This window comes from Pseudomonas eucalypticola (assembly GCF_013374995.1).
Lineage (GTDB): Bacteria > Pseudomonadota > Gammaproteobacteria > Pseudomonadales > Pseudomonadaceae > Aquipseudomonas > Aquipseudomonas eucalypticola.
Genome location: NZ_CP056030.1, coordinates 1,432,222 through 1,446,642, shown reverse-complemented (window position 1 = coordinate 1,446,642; position 14,421 = coordinate 1,432,222). Strand labels below are relative to the sequence as shown.

Here is a 14,421-nt window from a genome sequence, read left to right as displayed (position 1 = left end):
GGACCGAGCTTCGCCCGGTACTGCAGGGTCAAGTCCATCCCATTGGGGTAGCGTCCGTCAGCGGCGGCGCTTTTCGTACAGCTTCGGCGACCCGGGCGGCCGCGACTTGAAACGCCGGTGTGCCCACAGGTATTGCTCGGGGCACTCACGGATCGACGCTTCCACCCACTGGTTGATGCGCAGGCAGTCAGCTTCTTCGCTTTCCCCGGGGAAGTCTTCCAGCGGCGGATGGATCACCAACCGGTAACCACTGCCATCAGCCAGGCGCTGCTGGGTGAACGGAATCACCCGCGCCTTGCCCAGGCGGGCGAATTTGGTGGTGGCCGTCACCGTGGCCGCAGGAATGCCGAACAGCGGTACGAAGATCCCCTGCTTGGCACCGTAGTCCTGGTCTGGCGCGTACCAGATGGCCCGGCCCTTGCGCAGCAGCTTGAGCATGCCCCGCACGTCTTCGCGTTCCACCGCCAGGGAGTCCAGGTTGTGACGCTCGCGCCCCTGGCGCTGGACGTAGTCGAACAGCGGGTTCTTGTGCTCCCGGTACATGCCGTCGATGGTATGGCGCTGGCCCAGCAGGGCCGCACCGATTTCCAGGGTCGTGAAGTGCAGGGCCATCAGAATGGCACCCTCGCCAGCCTGCTGCGCCGCCTGCAAATGTTCCAGCCCCTCGATGTGCGCAAGCCGCGCCAGGCGGGCCTTTGGCCACCACCAACTCATGGCCATTTCGAAGAACGCGATGCCGGTGGAAACGAAATTTTCCTTGAGCAAACGCTGTCTTTCGACGAGCGGTAGTTCGGGGAAGCACAGCTCCAGGTTTCGCGCCGCGATACGGCGGCGTTCCCCAGCAACGCGGTACATGCCCAGGCCGAGCAGGCGGCCAATGACCAGCAGTACGCGGTATGGCAGCTGCACGGTCAGCCAAAGCAGGCCCAGGCCCAGCAGCAGCGGCCAGAAACGCGGATGTAGAAAGGTACGGGTAAAACGCGGGCGATCCATTACAGATTCCGGACAGACAACATGGCCGCGCATTCTACATGGGTTCGCCCGGCTTGCGGCTGGCGGGCGTTCTCGTTATAAGTCTCGGCACTTTTCGTTACAAGGCGCCGTTTTGCCGACCATGACCCAGACCGAACCGCTAGACCAGGAAAACGTGTTCCAGCTCAAGGGCAGCATGCTCGCCATTACCGTTCTGGAACTGGCCCGCAACAACCTTGAAGGGCTGGATCGCCAATTGGCGGCCAAGGTCGCCCAGGCCCCGAATTTCTTCAGCAACACGCCGCTGGTGCTGGCGCTGGACAAACTGCCGGCCAGCGAAGGCGCTGTCGACCTGCCCGGGCTGATGCGCGTGTGCCGCCAGCACGGCCTGCGCACGCTGGCCATTCGCGCCAGCCGGATCGAAGACATCGCCGCCGCCATCGCCATCGACCTGCCCGTGCTGCCACCGTCGGGTGCCCGTGAGCGCACCATCGAACTGGAGCCGCCCAAGCCACCGGAGCCGCCCAAGCCGGTGGTCAACCCGACCAAAATCATCACCCTGCCCGTGCGCAGTGGCCAGCAGGTATACGCCCCGGGCGGCGACCTGGTGGTCATGGCCACGGTCAGCTCCGGTGCGGAACTTCTGGCCGACGGCAACATCCATGTGTACGGCCAGATGCGCGGCCGCGCCCTGGCGGGTATCAAGGGCGATACCAGGGCCCGTATCTTCTGCCAGTATCTGGGCGCCGAGCTATTATCCATCGCTGGCCAGTACAAGGTGTCCGAAGACCTGCGGCGCGATCCCTTGTGGGGGGCCGGTGTACAAGTCAGCTTGTCTGGTGATGTGTTGAACATCACCCGCCTTTAACGGATACTGCCGCCATTTTCCGTACAAACTTTTAAACTTGGCGGCTTATGGCCATTAACTGGCGGGCCGACTGCAGTTGTTTACAAGTCATGCTTTCATTCAGGGACTAGCAATCCTTTTTCATTAGGGGTGATACACCTTGTCCAAGATTCTCGTGGTTACATCCGGCAAAGGTGGTGTGGGCAAGACCACCACCAGCGCCGCCATCGGTACCGGTCTGGCCCTGCGTGGCCACAAGACAGTCATCGTCGACTTCGACGTGGGCCTGCGCAACCTCGACCTGATCATGGGCTGTGAACGCCGCGTGGTGTACGACTTCGTCAACGTCGTCAACGGCGAAGCCAACCTGCAGCAGGCCCTGATCAAGGACAAGCGCCTTGAAAACCTGTACGTGCTGGCCGCCAGCCAGACCCGCGACAAGGACGCGCTGACCAAGGAAGGCGTTGAAAAAGTCCTGATGGAGCTCAAGGAAACCTTCGAATACGTGGTCTGCGACTCGCCGGCCGGTATCGAGACCGGTGCCCACCTGGCGATGTACTTCGCCGACGAGGCCATCGTCGTGACCAACCCCGAAGTGTCTTCGGTACGTGACTCCGACCGCATGCTGGGCCTGCTGGCCAGCAAGTCGCGCCGCGCCGAGAAAGGTGAGGACCCGATCAAGGAACACCTGCTGCTGACCCGCTACAACCCCGAGCGCGTGAGCAAGGGCGAGATGCTGGGCGTGGAAGACGTCAAGGAAATCCTGTCGGTGACCCTGCTGGGTGTCATCCCCGAATCCCAGGCAGTGCTGAAAGCTTCCAACCAGGGCGTACCGGTGATCCTCGACGACCAGAGCGACGCCGGCCAGGCCTACAGTGATGCCGTCGACCGTCTGCTGGGCAAGAACGTGGAACACCGCTTCCTCGAACAGCAGAAGAAAGGATTCTTTGAGCGGCTCTTTGGAGGCAACTGATGAGCATTTTTGACTTCTTTCGTTCCAAAAAGGTCAATACCGCGTCGGTAGCGAAAGAGCGTCTACAGATCATCGTGGCGCACGAGCGTGGCCAGCGCAGTACCCCGGACTACCTGCCAGCCCTGCAGAAAGAGCTGGTCGAGGTGATCCGCAAGTACGTGAATATCGGCAACGAGGATGTGCAGGTGGCACTGGAAAACCAGGGCAGCTGTTCGATTCTGGAACTCAACATCACCCTGCCTGACCGTTAATCCGGCCAGGCGGTACCCGCGGCGGTGGGGATCGGCGGCAGGCCTGTGCCGCCTGTTTCCCGAGCTTCGCCCGGTCCCACATGCCATACGTAATGGGACCGGGTGAAGCTCGGGAAGCAGGCACCACGGGTCTCAAGTCGATCCTCACCGCCGTTGGCGTTTTTACCGAGACAACTTCAATGCCGCTGTCGAACATCGAAATCCTGCACCAGGACGCCGCCATCCTGGTGATCAACAAGCCTACGCTGCTGCTGTCGGTGCCCGGCCGGGCAGAGGACAACAAGGACTGCCTGATCACCCGGCTGCAGGAAAACGGCTTCCCCGAGGCGCGCATCGTGCACCGGCTGGACTGGGAAACCTCGGGCATCATCCTGCTGGCGCGGGACGCCGATACCCACCGCGAGCTGTCGCGTCAGTTTCATGACCGCGAAACCGAGAAGGCCTACACCGCGCTGGCCTGGGGTCAACCGGCCCTGGACAGTGGCAGCATCGACCTGCCGCTGCGCTACGACCCGCCCACCAAGCCGCGCCACGTGGTCGACCACGAACAGGGCAAGCATGCCCTGACCTTCTGGAAAGTGCTGGAGCGCTGCGGTGACTGGTGCCGCGTGGAGCTGACGCCCATTACCGGCCGTTCGCACCAGTTGCGCGTGCACATGCTTTCCATCGGCCACCCGCTGCTGGGTGACGGCCTGTACGCCCACCCCGAGGCCCTGGCGGCCTACCCGCGGCTATGCCTGCATGCCAGCATGCTGAGCTTCACCCACCCGGTGAGTGGCGAGCGCGTACGTTTCGAGTGCCCCGCGCCGTTCTGATCTGCCGCTCCCCTGTCGAACGAGCAGGCACTACGCGGCGCGCCCTTCCCGGGCAAGCCCGGTCCCACAGAGGAGAGGCCGTCAGGCCAGTTCCGGCTAGACCTGCCATGCCTCCAGGGCTAAGTGCTTTGCCTCACTGACCCAACTGCCGCGAAGGGTGTGGGACCAGGCTTGCCTGGGAAGCAGGCACCGCCCTGCCCGGGCAAGCCCAGTCCCACAGAAGGGGGGCCGTCAGGCCAGTTCCGGCTAGACCTGCCATGCCTTCAGGGCTAAGTGCTTTGCCTCACTGACCCCACTGCCGCGAAGGGTGTGGGACCAGGCTTGCCTGGGAAGCAGGCACCACCCTGCCCGAGCTTCGCCCGGTCCCACAGGGCCGTCGCATGGTGTTTCAAGTCAGCGCACAAAGCCGGCGTCAATACGTTAAACTCGCGCCATTGCTGTCTGGAGCCACCTATGCGCGAAGCTTTGAACCAGGGCCTGATCGATTTTCTCAAGGCCTCCCCCACGCCCTTCCACGCCACCGCCAGCCTGGCCATGCGCCTGGAGGCCGCCGGTTACCAGCGTCTCGACGAGCGCGACACCTGGGCCACCGTGGCCGGCGGGCGCTATTACCTGACCCGCAACGACTCCTCGATCATCGCCATCAAGCTGGGCCGTCATTCGCCGCTGATCGGCGGTATCCGCCTGGTAGGCGCCCACACCGATAGCCCGTGCCTGCGCGTCAAGCCGCAGCCCGAACTGCAACGCCAGGGCTTCTGGCAACTGGGCGTGGAAGTGTATGGCGGCGCGCTGCTGGCGCCCTGGTTCGACCGCGACCTGTCGCTGGCCGGCCGCGTTACCTTCCGCCGCGACGGCAAGGTGGAAAGCCAGCTGGTGGACTTCAAGCTGCCGATCGCCGTCATCCCCAACCTGGCCATCCACCTCAACCGCGAGGCGAACCAGGGCTGGGCCATCAACCCCCAGAACGAATTACCGCCAATCCTCGCCCAGGTGGCCGGCGACGAGCGCCCGGACTTCCGCGCCCTGCTCACTGACCAGTTGGCCCGTGAGCACGGCCTGAATGCCGACGTGGTGCTGGACTACGAGTTGAGCTTCTACGACACCCAGAGCGCCGCCGTCGTCGGCCTGCACGGCGAGTTCATCGCTGGCGCGCGCCTGGACAACCTGCTGTCGTGCTACGCCGCGCTGCAGGCCCTGCTCAACGCCGACAGCGAAGAAACCTGCGTGTTCGTGGCCAACGACCACGAGGAAATCGGCTCCTGCTCGGCCTGTGGCGCCGATGGCCCGATGCTGGAACAGACCCTGCGCCGCCTGCTGCCTGACGGCGACGATTTCGTGCGCACCATCCAGCGCTCGCTGCTGGTGTCGGCCGACAACGCCCACGGCGTGCACCCCAACTACGCCGACAAGCACGACGCCAACCATGGCCCGAAACTCAACGCCGGCCCGGTGATCAAGGTCAACAGCAACCAGCGCTACGCCACCAACAGCGAAACCGCCGGTTTCTTCCGCCACTTGTGCATGGCCGAGGAAGTGCCGGTGCAGAGCTTCGTGGTGCGCAGTGACATGGGCTGTGGGTCCACCATCGGCCCGATCACCGCCAGCCACCTGGGCGTGCGCACCGTGGACATCGGCCTGCCGACCTTCGCCATGCACTCGATCCGCGAACTGTGCGGCAGCCAGGACCTGGCTCATCTGGTCAAGGTGCTGGAAGCCTTCTACCGCAGCCGCGAACTGCCGTAACCCGTTCGGTTGCACACCGCTGTCGGCGAGCTGCATCGAAAAGCTCGCTGGCAAGCCTGGCCCTGCGCCGAACGGCGCAGCCCACATTTACATGACGCACATCAAGTGCCACCGCGCATCCAGGCCTAAACTGGTAGAAGGCCCTCCCACAAGGACGCGCATCATGGACGATTTCACCCTGTTGCTCATGCAAGTCATGGCCAGCCTTGGCCTGCTTACCGTCGGTTTCAGCCTGCGCGAGCGCGACCTGGGCGTGCTGATGATCTGGTTCGGCATGCTTTGCCTGCTGGGGATCGTGCTGTACAAGATCCTCGTCCGAATTGGCGCTTAAGCACTCGCATTGCCCCGGCACGCCTCGTACACTGCCCTGATCTAGAATTGCCCCGGGTCTCTTGTCGCGTGCCTGCCTTTTTCCGTCTGCCTGCCTTTTTCACGCTGCTGCTGATCTGCCTGCTGGGCATCCTGCCACCCGCCCAGGCGGCCGGCTTGCCGAGCCTGCTGGGCAGTTCGGCGAAAGCCCAGCCCGAACCCACCGAGCCGTTGGCACAATCGCTCGATGAGGTGATCAAGTCACTGGAGAACGACCAGCAACGCACGCAATTGCTGACCGACCTCAAGCGCCTGCGCGATACCACCAAGAAGGCTCAGCCGGCCGGTGAAGAAGGCGTGCTCGGGCTGATCGGCAGCACCCTTGGCCATTTCGAAAAACAATTTTCCGGCGACGACAGTCCCTTTTCCCGCTGGTCCACCGAAGCGGACCTGGCCAAGCAAGAACTGTCCGACCTGATGCTGCCACTGGCCGAGTGGCCGCCGATCATCTTCGCCTTCGTGCTGATCATCCTGGTGTGGAGCCTGCTGGCGTACGCGCTCAACTGGATCAGCCATCACATCCGCATGCGCTTCGGCCTCAGCGAAGAACTGCCGCAGCTGCCGCGTACCCTCGACCTGCTGCGCTTTGCCCTGCGCAAGCTGGGGCCCTGGCTGGTGGCGCTGATCATTACGGTGTGGGTGGGTTATGCCCTGCCCTCCTCACTGGGCAAGGACCTGGCCATGGTGCTGGCCTATGCCCTGGTGGTGGGTACCTGTTTCTCGGCGATCTGCGTGGTGGCCTTCTCGCTGCTCGACGGCCCGCATCGCCACCGCGCCCTGTACATCCTGCGCCACCAGGCCTTCCGGCCGCTGTGGCTGATCGGCAGCTTCGCCGCCTTCGGCGAAGCCCTCAACGACCCGCGCCTGGTGGCCAGCCTCGGCTCGCACCTGGCCCACCTGGCGGCAACCCTGGCCAATGTCATGGCAGCCCTATGCAGCGGCATGTTCATCCTGCGTTTCCGCCGCCCCATCGCGCACCTGATCCGCAACCAGCCCCTGGCCCGGCGCCTGACCCGGCGAGCCCTGAGCGACACCATCGATATCCTTGGCACGTTCTGGTACCTGCCGGCGCTGGTGCTGGTAGGCCTGTCACTGGTGGCCACGTTCATCAACGCCGGTGACACCAGCGCCGTGTTGCGCCAGTCGCTGGTATGCACGGTGCTGCTGGTGCTGTGCATGGTCTGCAATGGCCTGGTGCGCCGCCATTTCAACAAGCCGCGCAAGGGCATCAAGCGCCAGGCCGTATACTTCGAGCGCCTGCGCAGCTTCGGCTACACCCTGGCTCACCTGGCCATCTGGCTGTGCTTCATCGAGCTGGGCCTGCGGGTGTGGGACATGTCGCTGATACGCTTCACCGAAGGCGACGGCCACGACATCAGCGTCAAGCTGTTCAGCCTGGCAGGCACGCTGATTCTGGCATGGCTGGTGTGGATACTGGCCGATACCGCCGTGCACCACGCACTCACCCACTCGCGCAAAGGCCTGGCCAATGCCCGCGCGCAGACCATGATGCCGCTGATCCGCAACGTGCTGTTCATCGCCATCTTCATCATCGCCGCCATCGTCGCCCTGGCGAACATGGGCATGAACGTCACGCCGCTGCTGGCCGGTGCCGGTGTGATCGGCCTGGCGATCGGTTTCGGCGCCCAGTCCCTGGTGGCCGACCTGATCACCGGCCTGTTCATCATCATCGAAGACTCCCTGGCCATCGACGACTACGTGGACGTGGGCGGCCACCTGGGCACGGTGGAAGGCCTGACCATCCGCACGGTGCGCCTACGGGACATCGACGGTATCGTCCACACGATTCCATTCAGCGAGATCAAGAGCATCAAGAACTACTCGCGCGAGTTCGGCTACGCGATTTTCCGCGTCAACGTACCGCACACCATGGACATCGACACAGCCATCAAGTTGATGCGCGACGTCGGCCAGAAAATGCGCACCGACCCGCTGCAGCGCCGCAACATCTGGTCGCCCCTGGAAATTCAGGGCGTGGAGAGTTTCGAGGCCGGCACCGCCATCCTGCGTGCCCGTTTCAAGACCGCGCCCATCAAGCAATGGGAAGTGTCCCGAGCCTTCAACCTGGCGCTCAAGCGCCAGCTGGACGAAAGCGGCCTGGACCTGGCCACCCCGCGCCTGAGCGTGCAGGTGGTCACCAGCGCGGGCGGGGCAGTCAGTGCCCAGGCCCAGGACGCTTCTGCCTGACGTGTGTCAATTCTGACAATAGACCTGTCATCCCCCACGGGGTAGCGTGGGGCCTGGACTCAGTGAAGTGCAGTAGAGGAATGACGTGATGCTTGGCCCCGAGCTAGAGAGCCAACTGCGGCAAATCGACGAAGCCTACTTTCACCACACCGGCAGGCATTTGCCGATGGCGATCCCTGGTGCCCCCGTGGACCTGCAATGGGTGCATGAAGAAGCGCCCTACGGCCTGCTGGCCCACGACGGCAGCGAAACGCCGCGGTTCATCTATGCCAATGAACAGGCATTGCGCTGTTTCGACTACCCGCTGGAACAGTTCATCGGCATGGTCTCGGAACTCAGCTCGCCGCCCAGCCAACGCACGTCGCGCCAGCACTACCTTGACCGCGTCCGGCGCGCCGGCTACAGCTTCAACTATCAGGGCGAGCGTTATTCGCGCAGCGGCCAGACCTTCCAGATCTACGACGGCGAGATCTGGGAAATGTCGCCGCCCGATGCCCCCTCGCGCCTGGGACAGGCTTCGCTGTTCTGGCTGACGGAAGTGGAGATCAAGGCGGCGAGACATCGGCTCTGAGGGCAATGGCGTCATGGCGCCAGTACTCCAGGTCGCAGTCGATCAACCTTCCCTGCTGGTCATGGTTGACCCGGGTGATACGTAGCCCCGGGCTCCCCACGGAGACCTTCAGCGCACTGGCCGCTTCGGCTCGCAGGGCCGTGGGTGCCATCTCGAAACACACCCGGCCGTATTCGATGCCGTACTGGCGAGCATAGATCTCCGTGAGCGGCTGGCTCAGGTCCAGGTCCAGAATGCCCGGAAAATACTGGGGGTTCAGGTAATGCTCCACGTACAGCACCAGGCGCTGGTCGATGCGCCGCGTGCGGCACAGCCGAATCACGCTGGACAGTGGCGGCAATCGCAGGCTGGCACAGATCGCCGCCGAGGCGGGCACCAGGCGCCCTGACAGCAACTGCGTGGACGGCTCGCGGCCCTGCTCGCGGACCATGGCGTGAAAGTGGCTGCGTTTCATCAAGTCATAGGTCAGGCGCGGCGGCGAGATGAACCAGCCGCGACGCTCCTCGCGGTAGATCAGCCCCCGGGCTTCCAGTTGTACCAGTGCCTCGCGCAAGGTGATGCGGGTGGTGTCGAATACTTCGCTCAACTTGCGTTCGGCCGGCAGCTTGCAGCCGGGCGCCAACAGGCCATGCTGGATCTGTTCCTGCAGGGCCTGGCAGATCGCCGTGACGGCCCGGGGTGCACTGTTACGCATCATTTCAACCTGCCTGGTCTAGTCCAGCCACAAAAAGGGGCACCGCACCGCTGGGGCTGCCCTGGCTGCAGCCTAGGCAAAATAAATGACCACGGGATGACAGCCAGCCCGGAAACGCCCTACAGACCCGGTCCCAACCCCTTACAGATCAAGCCGTTAAAACTGAACTACGCTTATTGCCCACGGGTGCCGGGAATGCGCGTGCAAGCGCCGCGCCAGCGCGCCCTACATCAAATTGTCATCACCGCACCCTAGATTGGCTCAGGTATTGCTGACCTAGACCACTACCGCGACACCGTCCAGACAAACACCAGCGTTCGCTGAACGCGCCCAAGGAGCTTCGGATGAAAAAGCTTTTCCTGGCATCACTGGTAGGCATGGGCATCGCCATGAGCATGAACGCGATGGCCGCCGACGTCGATTTGAAAACCCTGGAAGCGGCCGCCAAGGCCGAAGGCGCGGTCAACAGCGTCGGCATGCCCGATGACTGGGCCAACTGGAAAGGCACCTGGGCGGGGCTGCTGGCCAAATATGGCCTGACCCACATGGACACCGACATGAGCTCGGCCCAGGAAGTGGCCAAGTTCGATGCCGAGAAAGACAACGCCAGCGCCGACATCGGCGACGTGGGCGCTGCCTTCGGCCCCATCGCCGCGGCCAAGGGCGTGACCCAGCCGTACAAGCCCACCACCTGGGACCAGATCCCCGACTGGGCCAAGGACAAGGACGGCCACTGGGCATTGGCCTACACGGGCACCATCGCCTTCATCATCAACAAGCAACTGGTCAAGGATGAAGACGCCCCCAAAAGCTGGGCCGACCTGGAAAAAGGCAAGTACAAGGTCGCCATCGGCGACGTGAGCACCGCTGCCCAAGCCGCCAACGGCGTGCTGGCCGCCGCCATCGCCCGTGGCGGTGACGAAACCAACCTGGCCCCGGGCCTGGAACTGTTCACCAAGCTGGCCCAGCAGAAACGCCTGTCGCTGGCCAACCCCACCATCCAGACCCTGGAAAAGGGTGAGGTAGAAGTCGGCGTGGTCTGGGACTTCAACGGCCTGAGCTACCGCGACAAGATCGACCCCACCCGCTTCACGGTGCTGATCCCCTCCGACGGCACGGTGATTTCCGGCTACACCACCATCATCAACAAATACGCCAAGCACCCCAATGCCGCCAAACTGGCGCGCGAATACATCTTCAGTGACGAAGGCCAGTTCAACCTGGCACGCGGGCACGCCCGGCCGATCCGTGCCGAGCACCTGAAACTGCCGGAAGACGTTGCCAGCAAGCTGCTGCCCAACGAGCAGTACAAGAACGCCAAGCCGATCAAGAACCCTGACGCCTGGGAGAAGAGCTCCAAGGCCTTGCCGCAGCAGTGGAACGAGCAGGTCATCATCGAGATGAACTGACCCGCGCCGCTCTTTTCCCGAGCTTTTCCCGGCTCCGCAGGGAACGGGTGAAGCTCGGAAGGCCACCCCCATGATCCACAAGGCGAGCACCATGCCCCACAAAACCCTGCTGGTATTGCTCGACGGCCTCAGCTACCAGGTCGCTGAGCACGCCATGGGCCACCTGCATGCCTACGTGGCTGCCGGCAAGGCTGCGCTGTATCAACTGGAATGCGAGCTGCCAGCCCTTTCACGCCCGCTGTACGAATGCATTCTCACCGGCGTCACGCCCATCGACAGCGGTATCGTGCACAACAACGTCAGCCGCCTGTCCAGCCAGCGCAGCGTGTTCCACTATGCGCGCGACGCCGGCAAGGTCACCGCGGCTGCGGCCTATCATTGGGTCAGCGAGCTCTACAACCGCTCGCCCTTCGACGCTGCCCGTGACCGCCACACCGTGGCGCCGCAATTGCCTATCCAATACGGGCATTTCTACTGGGCCGATCACAACCCCGATTCCCACCTGTTCGCCGACGGTGAAGACCTGCGCCTGCGCCACGCGCCGGACTTCCTGCTGATACACCCCATGAACATCGACGACGCCGGGCACAAGCACGGCCTCGACAGCCCGCAATACCGCAACAGCGCCCGCGGCGCCGACGTGATACTCGCCGACTACCTGCAAGCCTGGCTCGACGCCGGCTACCAGGTGCTGGTGACCGCCGACCACGGCATGAACAACGACCGCTCCCACAACGGCCTGCTGCCCGAAGAACGCCAGGTACCGCTGTTCGTGCTGGGCGATGCCTTCAGCCTGGACCCACAGGCACGCCCGCGGCAGCTGGAATTGTGCGGCACCTTGTGCCAGTTGCTGGGCGTACCCCACGACAAACCCTTCTGCCGGGAGCTGCTCAAATGAGCCGACCACGTAGTGGCAAGGGCTGGGCCCTGCTATGCCTGGTGCCATTCGCCCTGGTGTTCATCGTGTTCCAGATCGCACCGCTGGCCTGGGTGGCGTTGCACAGCCTGCGCACCGACAGCGGCTGGGGCCTGGACAACTTCGTCGCGGCCTTCAGTTCGCGTTTCTATCGCCAGGCCATGCAGTTCAGCCTGGAGATCAGCTTCTGGTCCAGCCTGTTCGGCATCATCATCGCTGTCCTGGGCAGCTACTCCTTGCGCCGGGTGGACTCCAAGCTGCGCGACTTCGTCAGTGCCTTCGCCAACATGACCAGCAACTTCGCCGGGGTGCCGCTGGCCTTTGCCTTCATCATCCTGCTGGGGTTCAACGGCAGCCTGACCATGATCCTCAAGCAGGCCGGGCTGATCGACGACTTCAACCTGTATTCCAAGACCGGGCTGATCATTCTCTACACCTACTTCCAGATCCCCCTGGGCGTGCTCCTTCTCTACCCCGCCTTCGACGCGCTGCGTGAAGACTGGCGCGAGTCTTCGGCACTGCTGGGGGCCAGCGCCTGGCAATACTGGCGTCATATCGGCCTGCCGGTCCTGACCCCGGCGCTGCTGGGTACTTTCGTGATCCTGCTGGCCAACGCCCTGGGCGCCTATGCCACGGTGTACGCACTGACCACCGGCAACTTCAACGTGCTGCCCATCCGCATCGCCGCCATGGTGGCCGGCGACATCAGCCTCAACCCCGACCTGGCCGCCGCCCTGGCGATGATCCTGGTGGGCATGATGACCCTGGTCACCCTGGTTCATCAGTGGCTGTTGAAGAGGAGCTACCATGTCGCGCGCTGAAATCGGCCCGGCCAGCCTCTACCACCGGGTAGTCGCGTGGCTGCTGTTCCTGATCCTGCTGTTGCCCCTGGCAGGCACCTTGCTCTACTCCCTGGCCACCAGTTGGTCGGCGACCATCTTGCCCAGTGGCCTGACCTTGCACTGGTACCTGGACCTGTGGAGCGACACGCGCTTCCTGCACGCGTTCGGCCAGTCGCTGGTGGTGTGCGTGGGCGCCCTGGTGCTGTCGGTGGTGCTGATCCTGCCACTGCTGTTCGTGGTGCATTACCACTTTCCGCGCCTCGACGCGCTCATGAACATCCTCATCCTGCTGCCCTTCGCGGTACCGCCGGTGGTGTCCTCGGTGGGGCTGCTGCAACTGTACGGGTCGGGCCCGATGGCCATGGTCGGCACACCCTGGATTCTGATCGGCTGCTACTTCACCGTGGCCTTGCCGTTCATGTACCGGGCCATCACCAACAACCTGCAGGCCATCAACCTGCGCGACCTGATGGACGCCGCCCACCTGCTGGGCGCCAGCACCTTCCAGGCCGCGCTGCTGGTGGTGCTGCCCAACCTGCGCAAGGGCCTGATGGTGGCATTGCTGCTGTCGTTCTCGTTCCTGTTCGGCGAATTCGTGTTCGCCAACCTGCTGGTCGGCACCCGCTACGAAACCCTGCAGGTGTACCTCAACAACATGCGCAACAGCAGCGGGCACTTCAACAGCGCGCTGGTGATTTCCTATTTCCTGTTTGTGCTGGTGCTGACCTGGGCCGCCAACCGCTTGAACAAGGACAAAGACTGAGATGAGTTTCGTCAGCGTCGAACAATTGCAAAAGCACTACGGCGACACGCCGGTGTTCAGCGACATCAACTTCACCATCGCCCGGGGCGAATTCGTCACCTTGCTGGGGCCTTCAGGCTGCGGCAAGTCCACTCTGTTGCGCTGCATCGCCGGCCTGACCCCGGTCAACAGCGGCCGTATCCTGCTGGAAGGGCAGGATCTCGTTCCCCTCAGCCCGCAGAAACGTGACATCGGCATGGTGTTCCAGAGCTACGCCCTGTTTCCCAACATGACCGTGGAGCAGAACGTGGCCTTTGGGCTGCGCATGCAGAAGATCGACAAAGGCCAGATCCACCAGCGCGTCAGCGAGGTGCTGGCCCTGGTGGAGCTGCACGAACTGGCCAACCGCTACCCGCACCAACTGTCAGGCGGCCAGTGCCAACGGGTGGCATTGGCGCGCTCGCTGGTTACCCGCCCGCGCCTGCTGTTGCTGGATGAGCCCCTGTCGGCGCTGGATGCACGCATTCGCAAGCACCTGCGCGAGCAGATTCGCGCCATTCAGCAGGAACTGGGGCTGACCACCATCTTCGTGACCCACGACCAGGAAGAAGCGCTGACCATGAGCGACCGCATCTTCCTGATGAACAAGGGCAAGATCGTCCAGAGCGGCGACGCCCAGAGTCTCTACACCGCGCCCACCGATGCCTTCGCCGCCGGTTTCATCGGCAACTACAACCTGCTCGACGCCGAGCAGGCGGGCAAGCTGCTGCAACGGCCCGTCCACACCCGTCTGGCCATCCGGCCCGAGGCCATCAGCTTGAGTTTGACCGGCGAGCTGGACGGCGAGATCCGCAGCCACAGCCTGCTGGGTAACGTGATTCGCTACCGCGTGCAGGCCCGGGGCGTGGAATTGGTGGTCGATGTACTCAACCGCTCGGCGAGCGACCTGCTGCCCAATGGGCAGCGAGTATCACTGAGCATCGATCCGCAGGCGCTTTGTGAGGTAGCCTGACGGCAGTCGCAAGCTTCACGTGAACGCGGCGCCTTTTCTTGCAGCTTGCAGCCGGTA

General features: G+C 63.6%; 15 protein-coding genes. 13 read left to right on the top strand and 2 right to left on the bottom strand.

Annotation, left to right across the window (positions count from 1 at the left end; translation table 11 throughout):
- Positions 1–57 precede the first annotated feature (57 nt).
- Positions 58–993, bottom strand: a complete 936-nt coding sequence (locus HWQ56_RS06645; RefSeq protein ID WP_158154386.1) for a lipid A biosynthesis lauroyl acyltransferase — start codon at positions 991–993, stop codon at positions 58–60.
- Between the two features lie 112 nt (positions 994–1,105).
- Between HWQ56_RS06645 and minC the strand changes: the two genes are divergently transcribed.
- The 8 genes from minC (at position 1,106) to HWQ56_RS06605 (ending at position 8,749) form a co-directional block, all read left to right on the top strand.
- Positions 1,106–1,840: a septum site-determining protein MinC gene (gene minC / locus HWQ56_RS06640; protein WP_176570072.1), complete on the top strand. Its 735-nt coding sequence runs from the start codon at positions 1,106–1,108 to the stop codon at positions 1,838–1,840.
- A gap of 139 nt (positions 1,841–1,979) precedes the next feature.
- On the top strand, positions 1,980–2,792 hold the full coding sequence (gene minD / locus HWQ56_RS06635) for a septum site-determining protein MinD (protein ID WP_158154388.1): 813 nt from the start codon (positions 1,980–1,982) through the stop codon (positions 2,790–2,792).
- On the top strand, positions 2,792–3,043 hold the full coding sequence (gene minE, locus HWQ56_RS06630; RefSeq protein WP_008366588.1) for a cell division topological specificity factor MinE: 252 nt from the start codon (positions 2,792–2,794) through the stop codon (positions 3,041–3,043). Before minD ends, minE begins: the two co-directional genes overlap by 1 nt.
- A gap of 179 nt (positions 3,044–3,222) precedes the next feature.
- Entirely contained in the window at positions 3,223–3,858 is a 636-nt protein-coding gene (locus HWQ56_RS06625) for an RluA family pseudouridine synthase (protein ID WP_158154389.1), read from the top strand.
- 453 nt (positions 3,859–4,311) lie between these two features.
- A complete protein-coding gene (locus tag HWQ56_RS06620) occupies positions 4,312–5,601 on the top strand; it encodes a M18 family aminopeptidase (RefSeq protein ID WP_158153871.1) in 1,290 nt (429 codons plus the stop codon).
- Positions 5,602–5,764: 163 nt separating this feature from the next.
- On the top strand, positions 5,765–5,932 hold the full coding sequence (locus tag HWQ56_RS06615; protein ID WP_176570071.1) for a hypothetical protein: 168 nt from the start codon (positions 5,765–5,767) through the stop codon (positions 5,930–5,932).
- Between the two features lie 68 nt (positions 5,933–6,000).
- Positions 6,001–8,178, top strand: coding sequence for a mechanosensitive ion channel family protein (locus HWQ56_RS06610; protein WP_176570070.1), 2,178 nt, complete (start codon positions 6,001–6,003; stop codon positions 8,176–8,178).
- 88 nt (positions 8,179–8,266) lie between these two features.
- Entirely contained in the window at positions 8,267–8,749 is a 483-nt protein-coding gene (locus HWQ56_RS06605; protein ID WP_158153869.1) for an MEKHLA domain-containing protein, read from the top strand.
- Here the strand turns inward: HWQ56_RS06605 and HWQ56_RS06600 are convergent.
- Positions 8,724–9,443, bottom strand: coding sequence for a UTRA domain-containing protein (locus HWQ56_RS06600; RefSeq protein WP_158153872.1), 720 nt, complete (start codon positions 9,441–9,443; stop codon positions 8,724–8,726). The genes HWQ56_RS06605 and HWQ56_RS06600 overlap by 26 nt on opposite strands.
- Before the next feature lie 344 nt (positions 9,444–9,787).
- Between HWQ56_RS06600 and HWQ56_RS06595 the strand changes: the two genes are divergently transcribed.
- The 5 genes from HWQ56_RS06595 (at position 9,788) to HWQ56_RS06575 (ending at position 14,364) form a co-directional block, all read left to right on the top strand.
- Positions 9,788–10,852, top strand: coding sequence for an ABC transporter substrate-binding protein (locus HWQ56_RS06595; RefSeq protein ID WP_158153868.1), 1,065 nt, complete (start codon positions 9,788–9,790; stop codon positions 10,850–10,852).
- Between the two features lie 91 nt (positions 10,853–10,943).
- Positions 10,944–11,750 (top strand): alkaline phosphatase family protein, encoded by an 807-nt coding sequence (locus tag HWQ56_RS06590; RefSeq protein WP_176570069.1) that lies wholly within the window; start codon positions 10,944–10,946, stop codon positions 11,748–11,750.
- On the top strand, positions 11,747–12,589 hold the full coding sequence (locus tag HWQ56_RS06585) for an ABC transporter permease (RefSeq protein WP_176570068.1): 843 nt from the start codon (positions 11,747–11,749) through the stop codon (positions 12,587–12,589). Before HWQ56_RS06590 ends, HWQ56_RS06585 begins: the two co-directional genes overlap by 4 nt.
- Positions 12,576–13,373, top strand: a complete 798-nt coding sequence (locus HWQ56_RS06580; protein WP_158153865.1) for an ABC transporter permease — start codon at positions 12,576–12,578, stop codon at positions 13,371–13,373. The genes HWQ56_RS06585 and HWQ56_RS06580 overlap by 14 nt, the downstream gene beginning before the upstream one ends.
- 1 nt (position 13,374) lies before the next feature.
- Positions 13,375–14,364: an ABC transporter ATP-binding protein gene (locus HWQ56_RS06575; RefSeq protein ID WP_158153864.1), complete on the top strand. Its 990-nt coding sequence runs from the start codon at positions 13,375–13,377 to the stop codon at positions 14,362–14,364.
- Positions 14,365–14,421 lie beyond the last annotated feature (57 nt).

Coding starts and splice junctions, on each gene's coding strand:
- HWQ56_RS06645 (WP_158154386.1), bottom strand. CDS start 993: ATGGATCGCCCGCGTTTTACCCGTACCTTTCTACATCCGCGTTTCTGG.
- minE (WP_008366588.1), top strand. CDS start 2,792: ATGAGCATTTTTGACTTCTTTCGTTCCAAAAAGGTCAATACCGCGTCG.
- HWQ56_RS06625 (WP_158154389.1), top strand. CDS start 3,223: ATGCCGCTGTCGAACATCGAAATCCTGCACCAGGACGCCGCCATCCTG.
- HWQ56_RS06620 (WP_158153871.1), top strand. CDS start 4,312: ATGCGCGAAGCTTTGAACCAGGGCCTGATCGATTTTCTCAAGGCCTCC.
- HWQ56_RS06615 (WP_176570071.1), top strand. CDS start 5,765: ATGGACGATTTCACCCTGTTGCTCATGCAAGTCATGGCCAGCCTTGGC.
- HWQ56_RS06605 (WP_158153869.1), top strand. CDS start 8,267: ATGCTTGGCCCCGAGCTAGAGAGCCAACTGCGGCAAATCGACGAAGCC.
- HWQ56_RS06600 (WP_158153872.1), bottom strand. CDS start 9,443: ATGCGTAACAGTGCACCCCGGGCCGTCACGGCGATCTGCCAGGCCCTG.
- HWQ56_RS06595 (WP_158153868.1), top strand. CDS start 9,788: ATGAAAAAGCTTTTCCTGGCATCACTGGTAGGCATGGGCATCGCCATG.
- HWQ56_RS06590 (WP_176570069.1), top strand. CDS start 10,944: ATGCCCCACAAAACCCTGCTGGTATTGCTCGACGGCCTCAGCTACCAG.
- HWQ56_RS06585 (WP_176570068.1), top strand. CDS start 11,747: ATGAGCCGACCACGTAGTGGCAAGGGCTGGGCCCTGCTATGCCTGGTG.
- HWQ56_RS06580 (WP_158153865.1), top strand. CDS start 12,576: ATGTCGCGCGCTGAAATCGGCCCGGCCAGCCTCTACCACCGGGTAGTC.
- HWQ56_RS06575 (WP_158153864.1), top strand. CDS start 13,375: ATGAGTTTCGTCAGCGTCGAACAATTGCAAAAGCACTACGGCGACACG.